At 72.6% G+C, this 22,668-nt stretch carries 24 protein-coding genes; 19 read left to right on the top strand and 5 right to left on the bottom strand.

Annotated elements, in window-relative coordinates:
* Window positions 1-95: 95 nt before the first annotated feature.
* Window positions 96-3,647, top strand: coding sequence for a DNA polymerase III subunit alpha (dnaE, locus tag ACWD4B_RS05770; RefSeq protein WP_451419579.1), 3,552 nt, complete (start codon window positions 96-98; stop codon window positions 3,645-3,647).
* An 82-nt stretch (window positions 3,648-3,729) separates the two neighbouring features.
* Here the strand turns inward: dnaE and ACWD4B_RS05765 are convergent, their stop codons facing one another.
* Entirely contained in the window at window positions 3,730-3,903 is a 174-nt protein-coding gene (locus tag ACWD4B_RS05765; protein WP_451419578.1) for a hypothetical protein, read from the bottom strand.
* A 270-nt stretch (window positions 3,904-4,173) separates the two neighbouring features.
* Between ACWD4B_RS05765 and ACWD4B_RS05760 the strand changes: the two genes are divergently transcribed.
* The 4 genes from ACWD4B_RS05760 (at window position 4,174) to ACWD4B_RS05745 (ending at window position 8,175) form a co-directional block, all read left to right on the top strand.
* Window positions 4,174-5,466: an NYN domain-containing protein gene (locus ACWD4B_RS05760; protein ID WP_414169523.1), complete on the top strand. Its 1,293-nt coding sequence runs from the start codon at window positions 4,174-4,176 to the stop codon at window positions 5,464-5,466.
* Window positions 5,467-5,717: 251 nt separating this feature from the next.
* The gene (locus ACWD4B_RS05755) at window positions 5,718-6,689 is read left to right on the top strand and encodes an ABC transporter ATP-binding protein (RefSeq protein WP_451419615.1); all 972 of its coding nucleotides are present in this window, start codon (window positions 5,718-5,720) and stop codon (window positions 6,687-6,689) included.
* Window positions 6,686-7,522: an ABC transporter permease gene (locus tag ACWD4B_RS05750; protein ID WP_451419577.1), complete on the top strand. Its 837-nt coding sequence runs from the start codon at window positions 6,686-6,688 to the stop codon at window positions 7,520-7,522. The genes ACWD4B_RS05755 and ACWD4B_RS05750 overlap by 4 nt, the downstream gene beginning before the upstream one ends.
* Window positions 7,523-7,581: 59 nt before the next feature.
* A complete protein-coding gene (locus ACWD4B_RS05745) occupies window positions 7,582-8,175 on the top strand; it encodes a hypothetical protein (protein WP_451419576.1) in 594 nt (197 codons plus the stop codon).
* Window positions 8,176-8,527: 352 nt separating this feature from the next.
* Here the strand turns inward: ACWD4B_RS05745 and ybaK are convergent, their stop codons facing one another.
* From ybaK to ACWD4B_RS05730, 3 genes are read right to left on the bottom strand one after another with little or no spacing between them, the layout of a single operon-like run.
* Window positions 8,528-9,025, bottom strand: coding sequence for a Cys-tRNA(Pro) deacylase (gene ybaK, locus ACWD4B_RS05740; protein WP_336412537.1), 498 nt, complete (start codon window positions 9,023-9,025; stop codon window positions 8,528-8,530).
* A 17-nt stretch (window positions 9,026-9,042) separates the two neighbouring features.
* Window positions 9,043-9,780, bottom strand: coding sequence for an LON peptidase substrate-binding domain-containing protein (locus tag ACWD4B_RS05735; protein WP_336412536.1), 738 nt, complete (start codon window positions 9,778-9,780; stop codon window positions 9,043-9,045).
* Between the two features lie 43 nt (window positions 9,781-9,823).
* On the bottom strand, window positions 9,824-11,425 hold the full coding sequence (locus ACWD4B_RS05730; RefSeq protein ID WP_451419575.1) for an oxidoreductase: 1,602 nt from the start codon (window positions 11,423-11,425) through the stop codon (window positions 9,824-9,826).
* Between the two features lie 140 nt (window positions 11,426-11,565).
* Here ACWD4B_RS05730 and hisD point away from each other — a divergent pair, with 140 nt between their 5' ends.
* The 8 genes from hisD to hisF are packed head-to-tail and all read left to right on the top strand — an operon-like array spanning window position 11,566 to window position 17,273.
* Window positions 11,566-12,891 carry a histidinol dehydrogenase gene (gene hisD / locus ACWD4B_RS05725; RefSeq protein ID WP_451419574.1) on the top strand — a complete coding sequence of 442 codons (1,326 nt, stop codon included), beginning with the start codon at window positions 11,566-11,568 and terminating at the stop codon, window positions 12,889-12,891.
* Window positions 12,888-13,991, top strand: coding sequence for a histidinol-phosphate transaminase (locus tag ACWD4B_RS05720; protein WP_451419573.1), 1,104 nt, complete (start codon window positions 12,888-12,890; stop codon window positions 13,989-13,991). The genes hisD and ACWD4B_RS05720 overlap by 4 nt, the downstream gene beginning before the upstream one ends.
* Window positions 13,988-14,584: an imidazoleglycerol-phosphate dehydratase HisB gene (gene hisB / locus ACWD4B_RS05715; protein WP_336412532.1), complete on the top strand. Its 597-nt coding sequence runs from the start codon at window positions 13,988-13,990 to the stop codon at window positions 14,582-14,584. Before ACWD4B_RS05720 ends, hisB begins: the two co-directional genes overlap by 4 nt.
* Window positions 14,581-14,748, top strand: coding sequence for a hypothetical protein (locus ACWD4B_RS05710; RefSeq protein ID WP_336412531.1), 168 nt, complete (start codon window positions 14,581-14,583; stop codon window positions 14,746-14,748). Before hisB ends, ACWD4B_RS05710 begins: the two co-directional genes overlap by 4 nt.
* The gene (gene hisH / locus ACWD4B_RS05705) at window positions 14,745-15,392 is read left to right on the top strand and encodes an imidazole glycerol phosphate synthase subunit HisH (RefSeq protein ID WP_451419572.1); all 648 of its coding nucleotides are present in this window, start codon (window positions 14,745-14,747) and stop codon (window positions 15,390-15,392) included. Before ACWD4B_RS05710 ends, hisH begins: the two co-directional genes overlap by 4 nt.
* Complete coding sequence (priA, locus tag ACWD4B_RS05700; RefSeq protein WP_451419571.1) at window positions 15,392-16,117, top strand: bifunctional 1-(5-phosphoribosyl)-5-((5-phosphoribosylamino)methylideneamino)imidazole-4-carboxamide isomerase/phosphoribosylanthranilate isomerase PriA; 726 nt, start codon at window positions 15,392-15,394, stop codon at window positions 16,115-16,117. The genes hisH and priA overlap by 1 nt, the downstream gene beginning before the upstream one ends.
* The gene (locus ACWD4B_RS05695) at window positions 16,114-16,521 is read left to right on the top strand and encodes a RidA family protein (protein WP_451419570.1); all 408 of its coding nucleotides are present in this window, start codon (window positions 16,114-16,116) and stop codon (window positions 16,519-16,521) included. Before priA ends, ACWD4B_RS05695 begins: the two co-directional genes overlap by 4 nt.
* On the top strand, window positions 16,518-17,273 hold the full coding sequence (hisF, locus tag ACWD4B_RS05690) for an imidazole glycerol phosphate synthase subunit HisF (protein ID WP_336412527.1): 756 nt from the start codon (window positions 16,518-16,520) through the stop codon (window positions 17,271-17,273). Before ACWD4B_RS05695 ends, hisF begins: the two co-directional genes overlap by 4 nt.
* A gap of 39 nt (window positions 17,274-17,312) precedes the next feature.
* On the opposite strand, the gene ACWD4B_RS05685 is transcribed toward hisF, so the two are convergent.
* Window positions 17,313-17,945 carry a TIGR03085 family metal-binding protein gene (locus ACWD4B_RS05685; protein ID WP_451419569.1) on the bottom strand — a complete coding sequence of 211 codons (633 nt, stop codon included), beginning with the start codon at window positions 17,943-17,945 and terminating at the stop codon, window positions 17,313-17,315.
* Window positions 17,946-17,982: 37 nt separating this feature from the next.
* Here ACWD4B_RS05685 and hisI point away from each other — a divergent pair, with 37 nt between their 5' ends.
* From hisI to trpC, 6 genes are all read left to right on the top strand, one after another.
* Window positions 17,983-18,336 carry a phosphoribosyl-AMP cyclohydrolase gene (gene hisI, locus ACWD4B_RS05680; protein WP_451419568.1) on the top strand — a complete coding sequence of 118 codons (354 nt, stop codon included), beginning with the start codon at window positions 17,983-17,985 and terminating at the stop codon, window positions 18,334-18,336.
* Window positions 18,337-18,436: 100 nt separating this feature from the next.
* The gene (locus ACWD4B_RS05675; RefSeq protein ID WP_451419567.1) at window positions 18,437-19,954 is read left to right on the top strand and encodes an anthranilate synthase component I; all 1,518 of its coding nucleotides are present in this window, start codon (window positions 18,437-18,439) and stop codon (window positions 19,952-19,954) included.
* Between the two features lie 64 nt (window positions 19,955-20,018).
* A complete protein-coding gene (locus ACWD4B_RS05670; RefSeq protein WP_451419566.1) occupies window positions 20,019-20,675 on the top strand; it encodes a TIGR02234 family membrane protein in 657 nt (218 codons plus the stop codon).
* Window positions 20,676-20,798: 123 nt separating this feature from the next.
* Window positions 20,799-21,014 (top strand): HGxxPAAW family protein, encoded by a 216-nt coding sequence (locus tag ACWD4B_RS05665; RefSeq protein WP_451419565.1) that lies wholly within the window; start codon window positions 20,799-20,801, stop codon window positions 21,012-21,014.
* Window positions 21,015-21,132: 118 nt separating this feature from the next.
* Window positions 21,133-21,555, top strand: a complete 423-nt coding sequence (locus tag ACWD4B_RS05660) for a DUF2752 domain-containing protein (protein ID WP_451419564.1) — start codon at window positions 21,133-21,135, stop codon at window positions 21,553-21,555.
* Window positions 21,556-21,856: 301 nt separating this feature from the next.
* Window positions 21,857-22,666 carry an indole-3-glycerol phosphate synthase TrpC gene (gene trpC, locus ACWD4B_RS05655; protein ID WP_390777564.1) on the top strand — a complete coding sequence of 270 codons (810 nt, stop codon included), beginning with the start codon at window positions 21,857-21,859 and terminating at the stop codon, window positions 22,664-22,666.
* Window positions 22,667-22,668: the final 2 nt, after the last annotated feature.

Genomic DNA, 22,668 nt, shown 5'->3' with positions numbered 1-22,668 from the left:
CGCCCGTCCGTGCCCGCGTCTGTCAGTGGGGGCCGGTAACCTTCGAAGCTGTCCCCGCCCGCCGCCGCCCACCGCCCGCCGGAGGTTTCCCCGCCGTGACCGCCTCGTCCAGGCCCCCCTTCACGCACCTGCACGTCCACACGCAGTACTCCCTGCTGGACGGTGCCGCGCGGCTCAAGGACATGTTCAAGGCCTGCCAGGACATGGGCATGACGCACATCGCCATGTCCGACCACGGCAACCTGCACGGCGCGTACGACTTCTTCCACCAGGCGAAGAAGGCGGGGATCACCCCGATCATCGGCATCGAGGCCTACGTGGCCCCCGAGTCCCGGCGCAACAAGCGGCGCATCCAGTGGGGCCAGCCGCACCAGAAGCGCGACGACGTGTCGGGTTCCGGCGGCTACACGCACAAGACGATCTGGGCGTCGAACAGGACCGGTCTGCACAACCTCTTCCGCCTGTCCTCCGACGCGTACGCCGAGGGCTGGCTGACCAAGTGGCCGCGGATGGACAAGGAGACCATCGCCCAGTGGTCGGAGGGCCTGATCGCCTCCACCGGCTGCCCGTCCGGCGAGGTCCAGACCCGGCTGCGGCTCGGCCAGTTCGACGAGGCCGTCCAGGCCGCCAGCGACTACAAGGACATCTTCGGCGAGGGCCGGTACTTCCTGGAGCTGATGGACCACGGCATCGAGATCGAGCGCCGGGTCCGCGACGGCCTGCTGGAGATCGGCAAGAAGCTGGGCATCCCCCCGCTCGTCACCAACGACTCGCACTACACCTACCCGCACGAGGCCGAGGCGCACGACGCCCTGCTGTGCATCCAGACCGGCAAGAACCTCTCCGACCCGGACCGCTTCAAGTTCGACGGCACCGGCTACTACCTGAAGTCCACGGACGAGATGTACGCCATCGACTCCTCGGACGCCTGGCAGGAGGGCTGCCGCAACACGCTCCTCGTCGCCGAGCAGGTCGAGACCGACGGCATGTTCGAGGCGAAGAACCTCATGCCGAGGTTCGACATCCCCGACGGCTACACCGAGGTCACCTGGTTCCAGGAGGAGGTCCGCCGCGGCATGGCCCGGCGCTTCCCCGGCGGCGTCCCGGACGACCGGCAGAAGCAGGCCGAGTACGAGATGGACGTCATCATCCAGATGGGGTTCCCCGGCTACTTCCTCGTCGTCGCCGACTTCATCATGTGGGCCAAGAACAACGGCATCGCGGTCGGCCCCGGCCGAGGCTCCGCGGCCGGCTCGATCGTGGCCTACGCCATGGGCATCACCGACCTCGACCCCATCCCGCACGGCCTGATCTTCGAGCGCTTCCTCAACCCCGAGCGCGTCTCCATGCCCGATGTCGACATCGACTTCGACGAGCGCAGGCGCGCCGAGGTGATCCGGTATGTGACGGAGAAGTACGGCGCCGACAAGGTCGCCATGATCGGCACCTACGGCACCATCAAGGCCAAGAACGCCATCAAGGACTCCGCCCGCGTCCTCGGTTACCCGTACGCCATGGGCGACCGCATCACCAAGGCCATGCCCGCCGACGTCCTCGGCAAGGGCATCCCGCTCTCCGGCATCACCGACTCCGCGCACCCGCGCTACAGCGAGGCGGGCGAGGTCCGCGGGATGTACGAGAACGAGCCGGACGTGAAGAAGGTCATCGACACCGCGCGCGGCGTCGAGGGCCTGGTCCGGCAGATGGGTGTGCACGCGGCCGGCGTGATCATGTCCAGCGAGACGATCACCGACCACGTACCGGTCTGGGTCCGCGCCTCCGACGGCGTCACCATCACGCAGTGGGACTACCCGAGCTGTGAGTCGCTCGGCCTGCTGAAGATGGACTTCCTGGGTCTGCGCAACCTGACCATCATGGACGACGCCGTCAAGATGGTGAAGGCCAACAAGGGCCTCGACATCGACCTGCTGGCCCTCCCGCTGGACGACCCCACGACCTTCGACCTGCTCCAGCGCGGCGACACCCTCGGCGTGTTCCAGTTCGACGGCGGACCCATGCGCTCGCTGCTGCGCCTGATGAAGCCCGACAACTTCGAAGACATCTCCGCCGTCTCGGCCCTCTACCGGCCGGGCCCGATGGGCATGAACTCGCACACCAACTACGCGCTGCGCAAGAACAAGCAGCAGGAGATCACGCCGATCCACAAGGAGCTGGAGGCGCCGCTCGAAGAGGTCCTGGCCGTCACCTACGGCCTGATCGTCTACCAGGAGCAGGTGCAGAAGGCCGCCCAGATCATCGCGGGCTACTCGCTCGGCGAGGCCGACATCCTCCGCCGCGTCATGGGCAAGAAGAAGCCCGACGAGCTGGCGAAGAACTTCACCATCTTCCAGGCCGGCGCCCGCAAGAACGGCTACAGCGACGAGGCCATCCAGGCCCTGTGGGACGTGCTGGTCCCCTTCGCCGGCTACGCGTTCAACAAGGCCCACTCGGCCGCGTACGGACTGGTCTCGTACTGGACCGCCTACCTCAAGGCCAACTACCCGGCCGAGTACATGTCCGCGCTCCTCACCTCGGTGCGGGACGACAAGGACAAGTCGGCGATCTACCTCAACGAGTGCCGCCGCATGGGCATCAAGGTGCTCCCGCCGAACGTCAACGAGTCCCAGGCGAACTTCGCCGCCCAGGGTGACGACGTGATCCTCTTCGGCCTCACCGCCGTCCGCAACGTCGGCCAGAACGTGGTGGATTCGATCATCCGCTGCCGCAAGTCCAAGGGGAAGTACACCTCCTTCCCCGACTTCCTGGACAAGGTCGAGGCGGTCGTCTGCAACAAGCGCACCGTCGAATCCCTGATCAAGGCCGGCGCCTTCGACACGATGGGGCACACCCGCAAGGGCCTCACCGCGCACTACGAGCCGATGATCGACAATGTGGTCGCGGTCAAGCGCAAGGAGGCCGAGGGCCAGTTCGACCTCTTCGGCGGCATGGGCGACGAGAGCGCCGACGACGGGCCGGGCTTCGGTCTGGACGTGGAGTTCTCCGACGTGGAGTGGGAGAAGGCCTATCTGCTCGCGCAGGAGCGCGAGATGCTCGGCCTCTACGTCTCCGACCACCCCCTCTTCGGCATCGAGCACGTCCTCAACGACAAGGCCGACGCCGCCATCTCCCAGCTGACCGGCGGCGAGCACGCAGACGGTGCGATCGTGACGATCGGCGGCATCATCTCGGGCCTGCAGCGCAAGATGACCAAGCAGGGCAACGCCTGGGCCATCGCCACCGTCGAGGACCTGGCGGGCTCCATCGACTGCATGTTCTTCCCCGCCACCTACCAGCTGGTCTCCACCCAGCTCGTCGAGGACGCGGTCGTGTTCGTCAAGGGCCGGCTCGACAAGCGGGAGGACGTGCCCCGGCTGGTCGCGATGGAGCTGATGGTCCCCGACCTGTCCAACGCGGGCACCAACGCGCCCGTGATCATCTCCATCCCCACCGTGAAGGTCACGCCGCCGATGGTCGAGCGCCTCGGCCAGGTGCTCACCCACCACCGGGGCTCCACCGAGGTGCGCATCAAGCTCCAGGGGCCGCGCAAGACGACCGTGCTCCGGCTCGACCGGCACCGGGTGACGCCCGACCCGGCGCTCTTCGGTGACCTGAAACAGCTCCTCGGTCCGTCCTGCCTGGCCGGCTGAGGCCCGGGCCGCGACGGCCCGACAGCGCGAGGGGCGCGCCCGCGGAGTGCGGGCGCGCCCCTCAAGCGCACCGAAGCGCCGGTCAGTTGTGGCCGAAGCGCTTCTGCTTGCTCTTGCGGGCCACGTCGCCGGGGGTCACCTGGCTCTGCCGCTGCTCGGACTGTGCCTCGATCGAGGACTTCTGCGCCTGCTGAGTGCTCTTTTCGGCCGATTGAGCCTGCTGCCTGGACCGGTCCTGTTTCTTGTTCTTGGCCATGCCGGTATGCCTCCGCATCGGGGTGACCCCCCTTTCGGACACCCTTGCACGCGACGCCGAACCGCGCATTTCGGGTAATTACCGTGAGTGATAGGGACACTTGTCGGCTGTTACCCGTATCCGCCACGCCGATGATCCAGTTCGGACTGATAACCCCCGCGCGGTCGGGCAGACTCCAGGGAAAGCCGAAAGCCCGGAGCGCCGGGGCACCACTGTGCCGGGGGACGACCGTGCTGCCGGCCGGCCCCGACTCATGGAGAGAGGTGGACCGTGGACCGCTGCGTCGTCCTGGTCGACGCCGGCTATCTGCTGGGCGCCGCCGCGAGCCTGCTGGCCGGGGAGCCCGCCCGGTCGCGCATCACGGTCGACCACGCAACGCTCATCCAGGGCCTGCGTGAACGCGCCGAGGCCGACACCGAACGCCCGTTGCTGCGCATCTACTGGTTCGACGGCGCCCCCGACCGGGTCCCCCAGCCCGAGCACCGCCGGCTGCGCGTCATGCCGCGCGTCACCGTCCGGCTCGGCGCCCTGACCCGGAGCGACGGCCGCTGGGCCCAGAAGGGCGTGGACGCGGCCATGCACGCCGAACTCACCGAGCTCGCCCGCAACCGGGCCTGCTCCGACATCGTGCTCGTCACCGGCGACGGCGATCTGCTGCCCGGCCTGATGTCCGCCAAGGAACACGGCGTCGCCGTCCACCTGTGGGCCGTCCAGGCCGCCGACGGCGACTACAACCAGTCCGAGGACCTCGTCGCCGAGGCCGACGAGCGGCGGGTGCTCGACCGCACCTGGATCACCCGGGCGGTCCGGGCCAAGGAGCTCACCGGCCCCTGCGCACCGCAGCCGGCGCCCCGGCCCGAGATCGCGGCCATCCTCTCCGCCCCGCTCCCCGAGAGCGCGGCGGCCGCAGCCGCCGCGGCCGCCCGCAACGGGGACTCCGGCACCGACACGGGCAACGGCTCCCGGCCCGCGGCGGCCGCCGCGCTCCCCGGGAGCGCGGGGCCCGAGCGCACGGGCGACACGCCCGGCAGCCGCGGGGTGCCCACGCCGAAGGACCTCGCGAGCCTGGGCCGCGGCCCCGCGGCCCAGGCCAACGGGCAGCCGCCCGCGGTGAGCACCGGGGCCTCGCCCAACGCGACCCTGCGCTGGTCCTCCGACAAGGGCTGGGTCGAGCGGAGCGGCCCGGGCAACGGCCTGGGGGAGACCCCCGAGACCGCCTCCCTGCCCACGCTCGCCCAGCTCACCAGCGCGGAACAGCGCTGGGCCGACCGCGAGGAGGACATCACCACCGTCGGCGGCGACCCCTTCGAGGTCGGCCAGGTCTTCGCCCGCCGCTGGACCGAGCGCATCACGGACTCCGTCCACCTGCAGCACCTGTCGACCGAATACCCGCGGATTCCGCACCGCATCGACGGCGAGCTGCTGCGGTACGCGGCGCGGTTCGGGCTGCTGGCACACAAGGACGACCAGATCGACGAACACGACCGGTATGCGATTCGCGCCGGGTTCTGGCGCGAGATCGACGCGCGAACGGCGGCGGAGCATGCACCGGCTGGGGATTAGAGGTGCCCCGGTCCCACCCCTTCACCGTTTCCTGGGGGGCAAGCCCCCCAAGCCCCCCGGTCTCGGGGGCTCAGCCCCCGGATCCCCGGACTTGGGCTTGCGCCCCGAAGGGGCGCGGGGAACTGCGCGATCAGCCACAGACGGCCCGCACCGTCCCCGCAGCCGGGGCGCAGCCCCCATGGCGAGCCGCGCCGCCCGGGCGCGTACCCTCATAGCTCGTGAGAACGGTCGAAAGGGCGGCAAGCCCCCCGGTGTGCACCGTGCGCGGCCTCGTCAAGACCTACCCCGCCGCGCGCGGCCGCCGCGGCGCCCCCGGCACCGAGGCCGTGCAGGCCAGCGCCGGCATCGACCTCGACATCCGGTGCGGCGAGATCTTCGGGCTGCTCGGCCCGAACGGCGCCGGCAAGACCACGCTCGTCCGCCAGCTCACCGGCCTGCTGCGGCCCGACGCGGGCAGCGTCGAGCTGCTCGGCCACGACCTCGTCCGGCACCCCGAGCGCGCCGCCCGGCTCGTCGGCTACCTCGGCCAGCACTCCACCGCGCTCGACGAGCTGACCGTCTCCCTCGCCGCCGAGACCACCGGCCGGCTGCGCGGGCTGGACCTGCGCACCGCCCGCGCCGAGCGCGACGCCGTCCTGGAGGAGCTCGGGCTCACCGCGATCGCCTCGCGGCCGCTGAAGAAGCTCTCCGGCGGCCAGCGCCGCCTCGCCTGCTTCGCCGCCGCGCTGGTCGGCGACCGGCCCGTGCTGATCCTCGACGAGCCCACCACCGGCATGGACCCCGTGGCCCGCCGCGCCGTCTGGGCCGCCGTCGACCGGCGGCGCGCCGAGCGCGGCGCCACCGTGCTGCTCGTCACCCACAACGTCATCGAGGCGGAGACCGTCCTGGACCGGGTCGCCGTCCTGGAGAGCGGCCGGATCATCGCCTGCGACACCCCGGCCGGGCTCAAGCAGCTCGTCGGCGACGAGGTCCGGGTCGACCTCGTCTGGCGCACCGAGCCCCCGCTGGACGTCCCCGAGGTCGCCGCCCTGCGCGGCGCGGCGACCGAGGCCGGGCGCCGCTGGTCGCTGCGGCTCGGGCCCGCCGAGGCACGTGCCGCCGTCGCCGCCGTCACCGGCGGCCCCGCCTTCGCCGCGCTCGACGACTTCACGCTCGCCACGCCCAGCCTGGAGGACGTCTATCTGGCGCTGGGCGGTCGTACGGAGGGTTTGGTAAAGGGATGAGCGCTGTGACCACCGGGGTGGCGCCGGGGCAGAGCCGCGAGCGCGGCGACGCCCGGGCCCGGGCCGGGGACGGCGAGGCCGCCCCGCTCGGCCCGCGGGCCCGGCTGCTGCCCGCGCTGGCCGCGGTCTACCGCGCCCAGCTGTCGCGTGCCCGCGTGGCGCGGATACCGCTGCTGTTCGTGGCGACCTTCCAGTCCGTCGGCATCATGATCCTGATGCGCGGCGTCGTGGACGGCGGGGACGCGGCGCGGGCCGTCGTGTCCGGCTCCAGCGTGCTCGTCGTGGCGTTCGTCGCGCTCAATCTCCTGGCCCAGTACTTCGGACAGCTGCGCGCCGGAGGCGGGCTCGACCACTACGCGACGCTGCCGGTGCCGCCCGCCGCGGTGGTGCTCGGCGCGGCCGGGGCGTACGCGTCCTTCACCGTGCCCGGCACGGCCGTCACGGCCGTCGTGGGCAGCGTGCTGTTCAAGCTGCCGCTGGGGCACCTGTGGGTGCTGGCCGCGGTGATCCCGCTCGCCGGGGCCGCGCTCTCCGGGCTCGGCGCGGCGCTGGGACTGCTCGCGCCGCGCCAGGAACTGGCCACGCTGGCCGGCCAGTTGGGCATGTCCGCGGCGCTGCTGCTGGGCGTGCTGCCGGCCTCGCACATGCCGATGCCGGTCGCCCTCGCGCGCGATCTGCTGCCCTCCACCTACGGGGTGGAGGCGCTGGCCCGCAGCTTCGACGCGCACCCCGACTGGCTGCTGGTCGCCGCCGACCTCGGGGTCTGCGCGGCCGTCGGCGTGGTGTCGCTGGCCGCGGCCACCTGGGCCTTCCGCCGGGCGGCCGTGCGGTGACGCGCCGCACGGGACGTCCTGGGGCCGAGGAGGCCGCACCGGCCTGGCACGATGACGGGGTGACCGCATCGCTTTCCCCGCACGACCCGCCCGCCGTTCCCGAGGAACCGCAGCCCGCCGCCCCCGCGCACGACCTGCGCACCGAGGCGCGGCAGTCCGCCGTCGTCCTGGCGGCCGTGACGGTGTCCGGGCTGCTGCTGGGGCTGCTGTGGCTGTGGCTGGCGCCGCGGGTGCCGCTGATCTCGGACGGCAAGGCGGTGTACCTGCGCAACTCGGAGGGTGAGCAGGCCGTCGGCGCAGACGGCGTCTTCGCCTTCCTGGGGCTGGGGTTCGGCGCGGTGAGCGCGGCGCTGGTCTTCTGGTTCCGCCGCAGCGGCGGCATCGCCGTCGTGGTGGGCCTGGCGGTGGGCTCGCTGCTGGCCTCGCTGATCGGCTGGCGGCTGGGCGTCTGGCTGGGGCCGACGTCGGACGTGGCCGCGCACGCGCGGGCCGTGGGCAAGGGGGTCGTCTTCGACGGGCCGCTGAAGCTGGGGGCCAAGGGCACGCTGTTGGCGTGGCCCTTGGCCGCGATGGCGGTTCACCTGGGGCTGACGGCCCTGTTCGGACCGCGCGACCCGGAGCCGGCGCCGCACTGGCCGACGGCGGAGGCCTAGCGCCCCGTAAGGGGCGCGGGGCTGTTCACATATGCGGCTCCGCCGCGTGGGCGCGACCAGGCGCCCCAAAGGGGCGCGGGGAACTGCGCGACCAGCCCCCACCGGCCCGCAGGCGACGCGCTACCCCAGAGGTCCGGGGCGAAGCCCCGAGTACTTCGACTGCGGGCGCGTCGTGGCTGATCGCGCAGTTCCCCGCGCCCCTTTGGGGCGCGGCCACTCCCTAGGCCGGCCTACGGCCGTGATTCGCCCGGCCCTTCTTCAGGCGCCACCTCCGCTTGCGGGTCCGCTTGGACATGGGCATCCCCTCCTCTACCCCTCGGTGGTAGCCGAGCGCAGCGGAACCGTCCAGGGCTCACGCACGCGCAATCGGTGCGACCACCGCGCCCGTGAGCGCCGCCAGGTCTCCCGGTGCGAGCTCCACCTCCAGGCCCCGGCGGCCGGCCGACACGCAGATCGTGGGGTGCGCGCCCGCCGACGCGTCCAGCGCCGTGCGCAGCCGCTTGCGCTGCCCGAGCGGGGAGATGCCGCCCCGTACGTACCCCGTGGTGCGCTCCGCGAGGGCCGGGTCGGCCATCGCGGCCCGCTTGCCGCCGAGCGCAGCGGCCAGGGCCTTGAGGTCCAGCGAGCCGGACACCGGCACGACCGCGACCGTCAGGCTGCCGTCGACGTCCGCCACCAGGGTCTTGAAGACCCTGCCCGGCTCGACGCCCATCGCCTGCGCGGCCTCCTCGCCGTAGGACGCCACGGCGGGGTCGTGCTCGTAGGCGTGCACGGAGAACGCCGTACCGGCCTTCTCCAGGGCCACGATGGCGGGCGTCGAGCCCGCACCCTGCTTCTTCGTCTTCGCCAACGCGTCCGTCCCCTCGGTCAGTTGGGGCTGGTCGGCCGTCTGGTGAGCTCCACGGCCGGCAGCGACGGGAGCTTACCGATCAAGGCCGTCTCGGCACGCAGCAGCCTCAGCTCCTCCGCCAGCCGCGACGCGGTGTCCGGCGTCTGGAGCAGCCGCTGCTTGGCGGGGGTGTCCAGCACCGCCGCGGCCGCGACCAGATAGGACAGCACCGACGGCTCCCCGGGCAGATCCGCCTGCCCGGCCAGCGAGCGCTCGCTCGCCCCGGCCAGCCGCTTCTGGTACGCGCGGAACGCCCGCACCACACCCGAGGCCAGGGCGCCCGCCTCGTCGCCCTGCTGCTCCGGGATCTCCTCCACCTCGCCCGTCAGATAGGGGCCGGTGGCGTCGACCGACAGCAGCCGGAAGCGGGTGGTGCCGCTGGCGAGGACCTCGTACGTGCCGTCCGGACGCTCGCGGATGGTGGCCGCCTCGGCCGTGCAGCCCACGGAGTAGAAGGACGCGAGGGGGTCGGGGCCGAATCCGGACGCCGGCCCCGGCTCCGGGCGGGCCTGCTCGGGCAGGCCCGGCGCGCTGGGCGCGACCTCGCGGCCGTCGCGGATGGCGACGACGCCGAAGCGGCGCGGCATCTCCTCCGGCAGCGCCGACAGCTCGCGCATCATGGCGCGGTACCGCTGCTCGAAGACGTTGAGCGGGAGCACGAGCCCCGGGAAGAGCACCGAGTTCAGCGGGAAGATGGGAAGGCGAGCGCTGGTCACAGCCGGTAAGCCTAATGGCCGGAGCCGACAGGGTGCCGGGAGTTCACTGGCGGCGCAGCAGCCGGGAGGCCCCGGCGGCGACCGTCGTCGCCAGTACCCAGCCCAGCAGGATCAGTGCGGCCGACAGCCACTGCGCGAGGCCCGTGGTCTTCCAGGCCAGGCCCTGCCCCAGGTCGACGACCGGCAGCAGCAGGTCCAGGGTGTAGAGCTCGGGGTTCCAGGAGGGGCCCTCGTTCTCCTTGACCGGTTCGAAGTGCTGGTGGGAGAAGTAGAGCGTCCCCAGCGCCCACAGCACCGCCATCCACACCGCCGCCCGGCCCGGGCGGTAGCCGTAGGCCACGGTCCAGTCCTGCAGATATCCCCAGGCCCGGCCGGCCGGGGGCAGCGTCTCGCGTCGGCGCCGCTGCTTGGCCAGCAGCACCTCGCGCGCGTCCTCGTCCTCCCCGCCGTCGCGCAGGGCGGCGGCCAGCCGCTCGTAGGGTTCCGGCGCGTACTCCGGGGTGGCCGCGGCCACCCACTCCAGGCGCAGCGGGAGCGGGAAGCGGCCCAGGGGTATGAGGTTCTCGTAGAAGAAGCCGGCCATCGTCAGCCCGCCGGGGCCCGGCCAGCTGTCGTAGCGGTCCACCAGGTTGGTGACCCGGGCCCCCGACAGCACCACCCGGCCGCGCTCCGGCCGGTCCCCGAGGAAGCGCAGCTCGGGCGTCTGGACGCGGCGCAGCGACAGCTCCTGGTCCGGCTGCATCACGAAGAGCGCCTGGCTCAGGTCCACCGCGTCGCCGAACCGCCCGTCGTCCAGCCGCGCCCCGCCGTGGCACTCGAAGCGCTGCACCCGCGTGCCCCGCTCGGGCGTGCCGGGGGTGATGCCGTACGGGGGAGTGCCGCCGGGGAAGGCGGATCCGCTGATGCCGACCGCCGTGAGGTAGAGGGTGCGCTCCACGGTGAGCTGCGGGGCGTTGAGCGCGCGCCGGCCGTAGGGATTGTGCAGGGCCGAGCCGCGCAGGCTCAGCGAGGCGCCGACGGTGGCGCCGCGCAGGCTCAGCTCGCCGTAGGAGCGCATCAGCTCGGCCTGCAGGTCCTGCCCGACGGTCAGGCCGTCCGCGGCGACGGACACCCCGTGCCGGTCCCGGCGCACCACGGCCTGGTTGAGCAGCAGGTCCGTGCCGATGTGGGCGTCGGTCAGCCGGATGCCGTGCCGCACCACCGAGCGCGGCAGGTGCAGATCGCCCTCGGTGCGCAGCCGGGCGGCCTCCAGCCGGGGAATGGCGCAGCCGACCAGGCGCAGGGTGGTGAAGTGGCACTCGGGCAGCAGCAGCTGCTGGTCGAAGCGGCAGTTGTGCAGCTCGACGTAGGGGACGACGGTCCCGCCGGAGAGGTCGAGCCGGCCGGTGATCCGCACCCCGTTGAGCTTGAGCGCGGCCACCCGGCCGGGCAGCGCGGGCGGGCCGTCCAGGAGCAGCAGCGCGACGACCGTCGCGCGCACGCTGCGCTCGGGGCCCCAGGCGTGCGGGCCGTCCGGATCGTTGCGCTCGTGCTCGGCGGCCCGCAGGTCGTGGGTGCTGCCCTGGCGGAACGCCTGCCACATCCCCTGCTCGGCAGGGGTGAGATCCAGCCCGTGCGGAAGCCCGCCGTCCGTCTGCTCGGTCACCGCGCCCCCTTCCGTCACCCGTACGGTCGTGCTACGGATCCCCATTCCCCCTGTGGCGGGCCGGACACCGTCCGTGCCGACCGTTCCAGAGGGTGGTACGGAGAAACGTGCGACGGGACGGGTCTGAGACAATTGGCCGTGTGATTTCCCGAATCGATCTGCGCGGTGCTGCCTTCCCTGAGGGCGGTATCGACCGCGACCTGCTGCCCCGAGCCGAACTCGACGTTGCAGCCGCCCTGGAGAAGGTGCGGCCCATCTGCGAGGACGTGCATCATCGCGGCACCGCGGCCTTGATCGACTACGCGGAGAAATTCGACGGCGTCACGATCGACCGCGTGCGGGTCCCCGCCGAGGCGATCACCCGTGCCCTGGAGGAGCTCGACCCGGCCGTCCGCGCGGCCCTGGAGGAGTCCATCCGGCGCGCCCGCATCGTCCACCGCGAGCAGCGCCGCACCGACCACACCACCCAGGTCGTGCCCGGCGGCACCGTCACCGAGCGCTGGGTGCCGGTGGAGCGCGTCGGGCTGTACGTGCCCGGCGGCCGGTCCGTCTACCCCTCGTCCGTCGTCATGAACGTCGTCCCGGCCCAGGAGGCCGGCGTCGGCTCGATGGCCGTCTCCTCCCCGCCCCAGGCCGACTTCGGCGGTCTGCCGCACCCGACGATCCTGGCCGCCTGCGCGCTGCTGGGCGTCGACGAGGTCTACGCGGCCGGCGGCGCCCAGGCGATCGCCATGTTCGCCTACGGCACCGACGAATGCCGCCCGGTCACCATGGTCACCGGCCCCGGCAATATCTGGGTCGCCGCCGCCAAGCGGCTGCTCAAGGGCCGCATCGGCATCGACGCCGAGGCCGGACCCACCGAGATCGCCGTCCTCGCCGACGCCACCGCCGACCCGGTGCACGTCGCCGCGGACCTGATCAGCCAGGCCGAGCACGACCCGCTGGCCGCCTCCGTGCTCGTCACCGACTCCGAGGAGCTGGCGGCCGCGGTCGAGCAGGAGCTCAAGGTCCAGGTCGCCGCCACCAAGCACATCGAGGACCGGATCGTCCCGGCCCTCACCGGCCGCCAGTCCGGCATCGTCCTCGTCGACGGCATCGACCAGGGCCTCGCGGTCGTCGACGCCTACGCCGCCGAGCACCTGGAGATCCAGACCGCGGACGCCTCCGCCGTCGCCGCCCGGGTGCGCAACGCGGGAGCGATCTTCGTCGGCGCGTACGCGCCCGTCTCGCTCGGCGACTACGCCGCCGGCTCCAACCACGTGCTGCCCACCGGCGGCTGCGCCTGCCACTCCTCCGGGCTGTCCGTGCAGTCCTTCCTGCGCGGCATCCACGTCGTGGACTACACCCGCGAGGCGCTCGCCGAGGTCGCCGGGCACGTGGTGACGCTGGCCGAGGCCGAGGACCTGCCGGCGCACGGTGCCGCGGTCAAGGCGAGGTTCGACTGGAAGGTGCCGCAGAGCAAGTGACCGGTATCGACGATCTCCCCATCCGGGACGAACTGCGCGGAAAGTCCCCGTACGGCGCCCCCCAGCTCGACGTGCCCGTACGCCTGAACACTAACGAGAACCCCTACCCGCTGCCCGAGCCGCTCGTCGCCCGCATCGCCGAGCGCGTCGCCGAGGCGGCCCGCCACCTCAACCGCTACCCCGACCGGGACGCGGTCGAGCTGCGCACCGAGCTGGCCGCCTACCTCACCCGCACCACCGGGCACGAGGTCGGCCTGCGCAACGTCTGGGCCGCCAACGGCTCCAACGAGGTCCTCCAGCAGCTGCTGCAGACCTTCGGCGGACCCGGCCGCACGGCCCTCGGCTTCGAGCCCTCGTACTCGATGCACGCGCTCATCTCGCGCGGCACCGGCACCGGCTGGATCCCCGGCCCCCGCCACGAGGACTTCACCATCGACACCGACGCGGCCGTCGCAGCGATCGCCGAGCACAAGCCCGACGTGGTCTTCATCTGCTCGCCCAACAACCCGACGGGCACGGCGGTCACCGAGGAGACCGTGCTGCGGCTGTACGAGGCCGCGCAGGCGGCCAAGCCGTCGGTCGTCGTCGTGGACGAGGCCTACGGCGAGTTCAGCCACCGCCCCTCGCTGCTCCCGCTCCTCGCGGGCCGCCCGCACCTGGTCGTCTCGCGCACCATGTCCAAGGCCTTCGGCGCGGCCGGGCTGCGCCTGGGCTACCTCGCGGCGCACCCCGCCGTGGTCGACGCCGTGCAGCTGGTCCGCCTGCCGTACCACCTCTCGTCGGTCACCCAGGCCACGGCCCTGGCCGCCCTGGAGTTCACCGACACGCTGCTCGGCTACGTCGAGCAGCTCAAGGCCGAGCGCGACCGCATCGTCACCGAGCTGCGCGCCATGGGCTGCGAAGTGACCGAATCCGACGCCAACTTCGTGCAGTTCGGCCGCTTCCCCGACAGCCACACCGCCTGGCAGGCCATCCTCGACCAGGGCGTGCTGGTACGGGACAACGGCGTACCGGGCTGGCTCCGCGTCACCGCGGGCACCCCGGCCGAGAACGACGCGTTCCTCGAAGCGGTGCGCACCATTCGCAAGGAGAACCAATGAACCCCCGCGTGGGCCGCGTTGAGCGCACCACCAAGGAGACGTCCGTGCTCGTCGAGATAGACCTCGACGGCACCGGCCAGGTCGACGTGTCCACCGGCGTCGGCTTCTACGACCACATGCTCGACCAGCTCGGCCGCCACGGCCTCTTCGACCTCACGGTCAAGACCGACGGCGACCTGCACATCGACACCCACCACACCATCGAGGACACCGCCCTCGCGCTCGGCGCCGCCTTCAAGCAGGCCCTCGGCGACAAGACCGGCATCTACCGCTTCGGCAACTGCACGGTCCCGCTGGACGAGTCCCTCGCCCAGGTCACCGTCGACCTCTCCGGCCGCCCCTACCTGGTGCACAGCGAGCCCGAGAACATGGCGCCGATGATCGGTGCCTACGACACGACGATGACCCGGCACATCCTGGAATCCTTCGTCGCGCAGGCCCAGATCGCCCTGCACGTCCACGTGCCCTACGGGCGCAACGCGCACCACATCGTCGAGTGCCAGTTCAAGGCCCTTGCCCGCGCCCTGCGTTACGCCTGCGAGCGCGACCGGCGCGCCGCCGGGATCATCCCGTCGACGAAGGGCGCCCTGTGAACTCCCTTTCCACGCTGTTCATCCTGCTGGGGCTCTTCCTCCTCGGCGGCGTCTACTCCTTCTGGAAGCAGAAGATGTCCAAGAGCATCATCACGCTCCTGGCCATCGGCTCGGCCATGTCGCTCGCCGCGGGCATCCTGCGCATCGAGGGGCTGTGGTCATGAGCGGAAACGCGAAGAAGAAGGTCGTCGTCTTCGACTACGGCTTCGGCAACGTCCGTTCCGCCGAGCGCGCCCTCGCCCACGTCGGTGCGGACGTCGAGATCACCGGTGACTACGACAAGGCCATGAACGCCGACGGGCTGCTCGTCCCCGGCGTCGGCGCCTTCGCCGCCTGCATGCAGGGGCTGCGCGCCGCGCGCGGCGACTGGATCGTCGAGCGCCGGCTGTCCGGCGGGCGGCCCGTCATGGGCATCTGCGTCGGCATGCAGATCCTCTTCGCGCGCGGCATCGAGCACGGCGTCGAGACCGACGGCCTCGACGAGTGGCCCGGCATCGTCGAGCCGCTCAAGGCACCCGTCGTCCCGCACATGGGCTGGAACACCGTCACCCCGCCCGAGGACACCCGGCTCTTCGCCGGCCTCGGCCCCGACACCCGCTACTACTTCGTGCACTCCTACGCCGTGCGCGAGTGGAACTTCGAAGTCGGCAGCGACGTCATCCGCCCGCCGCAGGTCACCTGGGCCACGCACGGCGAGCCCTTCGTGGCCGCCGTCGAGAACGGGCCGCTGTGCGCCACGCAGTTCCACCCCGAGAAGTCCGGCGACGCCGGAGCCCGGCTGCTGACCAACTGGATCGAGACGCTCTGATGCCCACGCTTGAACTCCTCCCCGCCGTCGACGTCCGCGACGGCCAGGCCGTCCGCCTCGTCCACGGCGAGTCCGGCACGGAGACCTCCTACGGCGACCCGCTGACCGCCGCACAGGCCTGGCAGCGCGCCGGCGCCGAGTGGCTGCACCTGGTCGACCTCGACGCCGCCTTCGGCACCGGTGACAACCGCGCCCAGGTCGCCGAGGTCGTCCGCGCCATGGACATCAAGGTCGAGCTCTCCGGCGGCATCCGCGACGACGCCTCCCTCGCCGCGGCCCTCGCCACCGGCTGCACCCGCGTCAACCTCGGCACCGCCGCCCTGGAGAGCCCCGAGTGGGTCGCCAAGGTCATCGCCGAGCACGGCGACCGCATCGCCGTCGGCCTCGACGTCCGCGGCACCACCCTGCGCGGCCGCGGCTGGACCCGCGACGGCGGCGACCTCTACGAGACCCTGGCCCGCCTGGACTCCGAGGGCTGCGCCCGCTACGTCGTCACCGACATCGCCAAGGACGGCACCCTCCAGGGCCCCAACCTGGAGCTGCTGAAGAACGTCTGCGCCGCCACCGACCGGCCGGTCGTCGCCTCCGGCGGCGTCTCCTCCCTTGACGATCTGCGTGCGCTTGCCACCCTGGTACCGGAGGGTGTGGAAGGCGCCATCGTCGGCAAGGCTCTCTACGCCAAGGCGTTCACCTTGGAAGAGGCACTGGAGGCGGTGTCGGCATGACCGAATCCCCCGCATCACGGCGTGTGCAGTCGGACAGCTCCTGGGAGGAGACGATCGGATTCGCACGGGCCGTGGAGGCGGGGGACCGGGTCCTCGTCTCCGGCACGCTGCCCATCACCGGCGGCGTGATCCAGGGCGAGGGCGATCCCTACGAGCAGACGCTCGCGGCCTTCGGCAAGGCGCTGCACGCCCTGAAGGAGCTCGGACTCGGCACCGAGTCCGTCGTCCGCACCCGTATGTACCTGGCCCACGTGCGCGACGTGGACGCGGTCGGCCGCGCCCACAAGGAGCTCTTCGACGACGTCCGGCCGGCCTCGACCATGGTCGTGGTCTCCGGCTTCGTCGACTCCCGCGCGCTGGTCGAAGTAGAAGTAGAAGCCTTCCGAGGAGCAACGAGCACATGACCCTGGCGGTCCGAGTCATCCCCTGCCTGGACGTGGACAACGGCCGGGTCGTCAAGGGCGTCAACTTCCAGAACCTGCGCGACGCCGGCGACCCCGTCGAGATGGCCAGGGTCTACGGCGCCGAGGGCGCCGACGAGCTGACCTTCCTCGACATCACGGCCTCCTCCGGCAACCGCGAGACCACCTACGACGTCGTGCGCCGCACGGCCGAGCAGGTGTTCATCCCGCTGACGGTCGGCGGCGGCGTGCGCACCCCCGAGGACGTCGACAAGCTGCTCCGCGCCGGGGCCGACAAGGTCGGCATCAACACCGCCGCCATCGAGCGCCCCGACGTGATCCGCGAGATCGCCGAGCGGTTCGGCAGCCAGGTGCTCGTGCTGTCCGTGGACGCCCGGCGCACCGCGTCCGGCAGCTTCGAGGTCACCACGCACGGCGGCCGCCGCGGCACCGGCATCGACGCGGTCGAGTGGGCGCACCGCGCCGCCGAACTGGGCGCCGGCGAGATCCTGCTGAACTCCATGGACGCGGACGGCACGAAGGACGGCTACGACACCGAGATGATCCGCGCGGTGCGGAAGCACGTCACCGTGCCGGTGATCGCGAGTGGTGGTGCGGGGCGCCTTGAGCACTTTGCTCCGGCGGTGGAGGCGGGGGCCGATGCGGTGCTGGCCGCTTCGGTGTTCCACTTCGGCGATCTGCGGATCGGTGACGTCAAGGGTTCGCTGCGGGAGGCGGGGCACCCGGTGCGGTGAGCTGCGGGCCGGTCGACGGGGCGCGGTGGCGCGGGCGTCTCAGATGCCCAGCTTCGCCGCCCCCAGCTTGGCGACGGCCATGTCGTCGCCCTCCAGCTCGACCTCGGCGGCCTTCTGCCGGCCGAAGGCGAACAGGATCAGCTCGGTCGGCTCACCGGTCACCGTGACCACCGGAGCCCCCTTCCGGGCCACCGCCGTCCGTCCGTCGGGGCGCCGCAGCACCAGGCCGACCGGCGAGCGGCGGCCCAGCACCCGGGCCATCGCCTCCAGGCGGGTCCACAGGGCGTCCGCGAAGACCGGGTCCACGGACCGCGGCGTCCAGTCCGGCTGCGCCCTGCGCACGTCCTCCGTGTGCACGTAGAACTCCACCGTGTTCGCCGCCTCGTCGATCTGCTTGAGGGCGAACGGCGAGACCTTCGGCGGCCCGCTTCTGACGAGCTGCACCAGCTCCTCGTACGGCTTCGCCGCGAACTCCGCCTGCACCCGCTCCAGCCGGGCCGCCAGCGGCTTGAACAGCACGCCGGCCGCGGCGTCGGCGCGGCGCTCGCGCACCACCACGTGTGCGGCGAGATCACGGGCGTTCCAGCCCTCGCAGAGCGTCGGGGCGTCGGGGCCCGAGGTCTCCAACAGGTCGGCGAGGAGCAGGCGTTCGCGCTGCGCGTGGGTCGACATGGCGCCAGCCTACGGCGGCCGCGGCAGAATGGGGGGCATGACAGGCAATTCCTCCGCTCTCGACCCGGCTGTCGCCGCCCGCCTCAAGCGCAGCGCAGACGGTCTGGTCCCCGCCGTCGCCCAGCAGTACGACACCGGTGAGGTGCTCATGCTCGGCTGGATGGACGACGAGGCCCTCCACCGCACCCTCACCACCGGCCGCTGCACCTACTGGAGCCGCAGCCGGCAGGAGTACTGGGTCAAGGGCGACACGTCCGGCCACGTCCAGCACGTGAAGTCCGTGGCCCTGGACTGCGACGGCGACACCCTCCTGGTCAAGGTCGACCAGGTCGGGCCCGCGTGCCACACGGGCACGAGGACATGCTTCGACGGGGACGTCCTCTTGCCGTGAACCGGCGCGCCCCGTAAGGGGCGCGGGGAACTGCGCGACCAGCCACAACGAACCCGCAGTCGAACCCCGACGCCAAACAGAGCCGCTAGGCTCCCAGGGCATGGCTGCCAAGCAAGAGGGCATCAGCCCCGACGCCGAGACCTTCCGGATGCTCGCGAAGGACCGTCGCGTCATCCCGGTCACCCGCCGTTTCCTCGCCGACGGGGACACCCCCGTCGGCCTCTACCGCAAGCTCGCCGCCGAGCGCCCCGGCACGTTCCTGCTGGAGTCCGCCGAGAACGGCCGCACCTGGGCCCGATACTCCTTCATCGGCGTCCGCAGCTCCGCCACCCTCACCGTCCGCGACGGGCAGACCCACTGGCTCGGCACCCCGCCCGTCGGCGTCCCCGTCGACGGCGATCCGCTGGACGCGCTGCGGGCCACCGTCGAGGCCCTGCACACCCCGCGCGACCTGATAGAGGGTGCGGGACTGCCGCCGTTCACCGGCGGCATGGTGGGCTACCTCGGCTACGACATCGTCCGCCGCCTGGAGAAGATCGGCGAGCACGGCCGGGACGAACTGGGCCTGCCCGAGCTGACCATGCTGCTCACCTCGGACCTCGCCGTCCTGGACCACTGGAGCGGCAGCGTCCTGCTGATCGCCAACGCGATCAACCACAACGACCTGTCGACGGGCATCGACGAGGCCTACGCCGACGCCGTCGCCCGGCTCGACGCCATGGCCGCCGACCTGCACCGGCCCGAGCCCACGCAGCCCGTCGCCCTGCCCTCCTCCGAGCTGCCCGAGTACACCGCGCGCTGGGGCGGCCCCGACTACATGGCGGCCGTCGACGACATCAAGGAGCGCATCCGCGCGGGCGAGGCCTTCCAGGTCGTTCCCTCGCAGCGGTTCGAGACCCCGTGCACGGCCTCGGCCCTGGACGTCTACCGGGTGCTGCGGGCCACCAACCCGAGCCCTTACATGTACCTGTTCCGCTTCGAGGGTTTCGACGTGGTCGGGTCCAGCCCAGAGGCGCTGGTCAAGGTCGAGGACGGGCACGCCATGGTGCACCCCATCGCGGGGACGCGCCCGCGCGGCGCCACCCCGCAGGCGGACGCCGCGCTCGCCGAGGAGCTGATGGCCGACCCCAAGGAGCGCGCCGAGCACCTGATGCTCGTCGACCTCGGGCGCAACGACCTCGGCCGGGTCTGCGAGCCCGGCAGCGTCGAGGTCGTCGACTTCATGTCGGTCGAGCGCTACAGCCACGTGATGCACATCGTCTCCACCGTCACCGGCCGCCTGGCCCCCGGCCGCACCGCCTTCGACGTGCTGACCGCCTGCTTCCCCGCGGGCACCCTCTCCGGCGCCCCCAAGCCGCGGGCCATGCAGATCATCGAGGAGCTGGAGCCCACCCACCGGGGGCTGTACGGCGGCTGCGTCGGCTACCTGGACTTCGCCGGGGACTCCGACACCGCCATCGCCATCCGCACGGCCCTGCTGCGCGACGGCACCGCCTACGTCCAGGCCGGCGCCGGCGTGGTCGCCGACTCCGACCCGGCGGCCGAGGACGCCGAGTGCCGCAACAAGGCCGCCGCGGTGCTGCGCGCCGTGCACACCGCCAACCGGCTTGCGCCGTGAGCCCGGTGAGCGTGCCGGGCACCCCGGTCGCGCGGGCCGGAAAACGCCGGGGGATAGTGGAACCGTGAGCGCAGCAGTACCCCACCCCCGCCCCCAGGCCGAGTCCGCCACCCCCCGCGCGCGGCGCGGCGGCCGGCGCAGTGTCGCCGTCGCCCTGCTGTCCGGTGCCGCCGGTGCGGCGCTCGTGCTGCTCGCGGGCGGCCGCACCTGGGCCGAGGGCGCAGCGGCCGTCGCCCGCGGCACCCTGCCCCAGCAGGCCACCGGCCAGGACATCAGCGGCCTGCCCACGGCGCTGGCCGTCGTCGGGCTGGCCGCCCTGGTGGCCGTCTTCGCGGTGCGCGGGGCCGGGCGGCTGCTCGTCGCCGCGCTGCTCGCGCTGAGCGGCGCGGGCGTCGTCGCGGGCGCCGTCACGGGCGCCTCGGACACCGGGGCGCTGGACCAGAAGGCCGCCAAGGTCAACGGCCTGACCGAGGCGACCGTCCAGGGTGTCACCCACACCGCCTGGCCGTGGGTCGCCCTCGCGGGCGGTGCCCTGCTGCTCCTGGCCGGGCTGGTCGCCCTGCGGTACGGCCGCGACTGGCCCGCCATGTCCGGCCGCTACGAGCGCGACGGCGCCCCCCGCCCGCGGCGCACCGCCGCGGTACCCGACCCCGACCGCCCCGAGGACCTGTGGAAGGCCCTCGACCGCGGCGAGGACCCCACCGGCGGAGCCGGCCGGTGAGGCCGCCCGTGACGCGGCCGGGACACGCCCACCCCGGAGCGGACCGGCACGGCGCGTACGGAACAATGTCCCGGAGTGATCTCTGCGCCCGCAGGCGCGATACAGCAACGAGGAGTCAGTCTCATGTCGGGTAGCAGCCACGGACACACCCCGGCCGCGTGGACCGGTGTCATCATCGCCTTCATCGGCTTCTGCGTCTCCGGCGCGTTCGTCGTGATGGCCAAGCCGGTGGGCTTCTGGGCCGGACTGGTCATCGTCCTGCTCGGCGGTGTCGTCGGCATGATCATGCGCGCCATGGGCATGGGGCAGCCGAAGACCCAGGCGCAGACGCAGGGCTGACCCCCGGCCCGCTCCCTCCCTCCCGCAAAGGCGCGGCCCAGGACCGTACGGACGGCGACACCGCCCGTACGCCCGTCCTGAGCTGCGCCTTCGTGCTGTGCGGGGGAGACTCGGCAGCGTGCGGGAACTCGACTCCCCGCTGCGCCGCCTCGCCGCCCCGCTCGGTGTCGCCGCGGGGCTTGCGGCGGCCGTGGCGTACGTGGGCGCCGTGGACCCGGGCCGGCCGGGCCGGTACCCGGCCTGCCCGCTGCTGCACTGGACGGGCCTGTACTGCCCGGGCTGCGGCGGCCTGCGCGGCCTGCACGCCCTTGCGCACGGCGACCTCGCCGGCGCACTCGGCGCCAATGCGCTCGCCGTGGCCGCGTACGCCGCCTTCGCCGGGTTCTGGGCCGTGTGGTGCGCCCGGGCGCTGCGCGACGGGGGCGGCATGCGGGTGGCGCTGCGCCCGTGGGCCTGGTGGGCGCTCGGCGGGCTCGTCCTGGCGTTCACCGTCGTCCGGAACCTGCCCTTCGGGGCGGTGCTGGTTCCGGGAGGCCTTTAGCCTGTCCGGCGGATCTTGGTGACGCGGCACCGTGGCGCCCCGTAAGGGGCGCGGGGAACTGCGCGACCAGCCACGATGCGCCCGCAGTTGAAGTCCCGGGGCTTCGCCCCGGACCCCGGGCAGTGCGTCGGCTGCAGGCCGTCGGTGGCTGGTCGCGCAGTTCCCCGCGCCCCTTACGGGGCGCACCGCGTCAACCGGATGCGAATCCTTCGCCCTCCGGCAAGTACCATCGCAGTGCCTGGTGAGGTGAGCTTGTGCCGCACCAGCCCAGACCAGCCGAGTCCGGAAGGGGGCCGCTCGCGTGAGTGTGCTCGACGAGATCATCGACGGAGTCCGTGCCGACCTCGCGGAGCGGCAGGCGAGCGTCAGCCTCGACGAGCTCAAGGAGCGCGCGGCCAAGGCGCCACAGGCCAAGGACGGCGCCGCCGCGCTGCGAGGCGAGAACGTCAGCGTGATCTGCGAGGTCAAGCGCTCCAGCCCGTCCAAGGGCGCGCTGGCCGCGATCGCCGACCCCGCGGGCCTGGCCGCCGACTACGAGGCGGGCGGCGCCGCCGTCATCAGCGTGCTGACCGAACAGCGCCGCTTCGGCGGTTCGCTGGCCGACCTGGAGGCCGTCCGCGCCCGGGTCGACATCCCGGTCCTGCGCAAGGACTTCATCGTCACCGCCTACCAGCTGTGGGAGGCCCGTGCCTACGGCGCCGACCTGGCCCTGCTGATCGTCGCCGCGCTGGAGCAGGAGGCCCTGGTCTCCCTGATCGAGCGGGCCGAGTCGATCGGCCTCACCCCGCTCGTCGAGGTGCACGACGAGGAGGAGGCCCGGCGCGCGGTCGACGCCGGCGCCCGGGTGATCGGCGTCAACGCCCGCAACCTGAAGACCCTTGAGGTGGACCGGGACAACTTCGCCCGGGTCGCCCCCGAGATCCCGGACGGCATCATCAAGATCGCCGAGTCCGGCGTGCGCGGCCCGCACGACCTGATCGCCTACGCGAACGAGGGCGCCGACGCGGTGCTCGTCGGCGAGTCCCTGGTGACGGGGCGCGACCCGAAGGGCGCGGTCGCCGACCTCGTCGCGGCGGGCGCCCACCCGGCCCTGCGGCACGGCAGGAGCTGACC

Source organism: Streptomyces sp. NPDC002536, from assembly GCF_053594995.1.
Note: the sequence above shows the minus strand (reverse complement) of the source record. Positions and strands in the feature narration are given on the sequence as shown.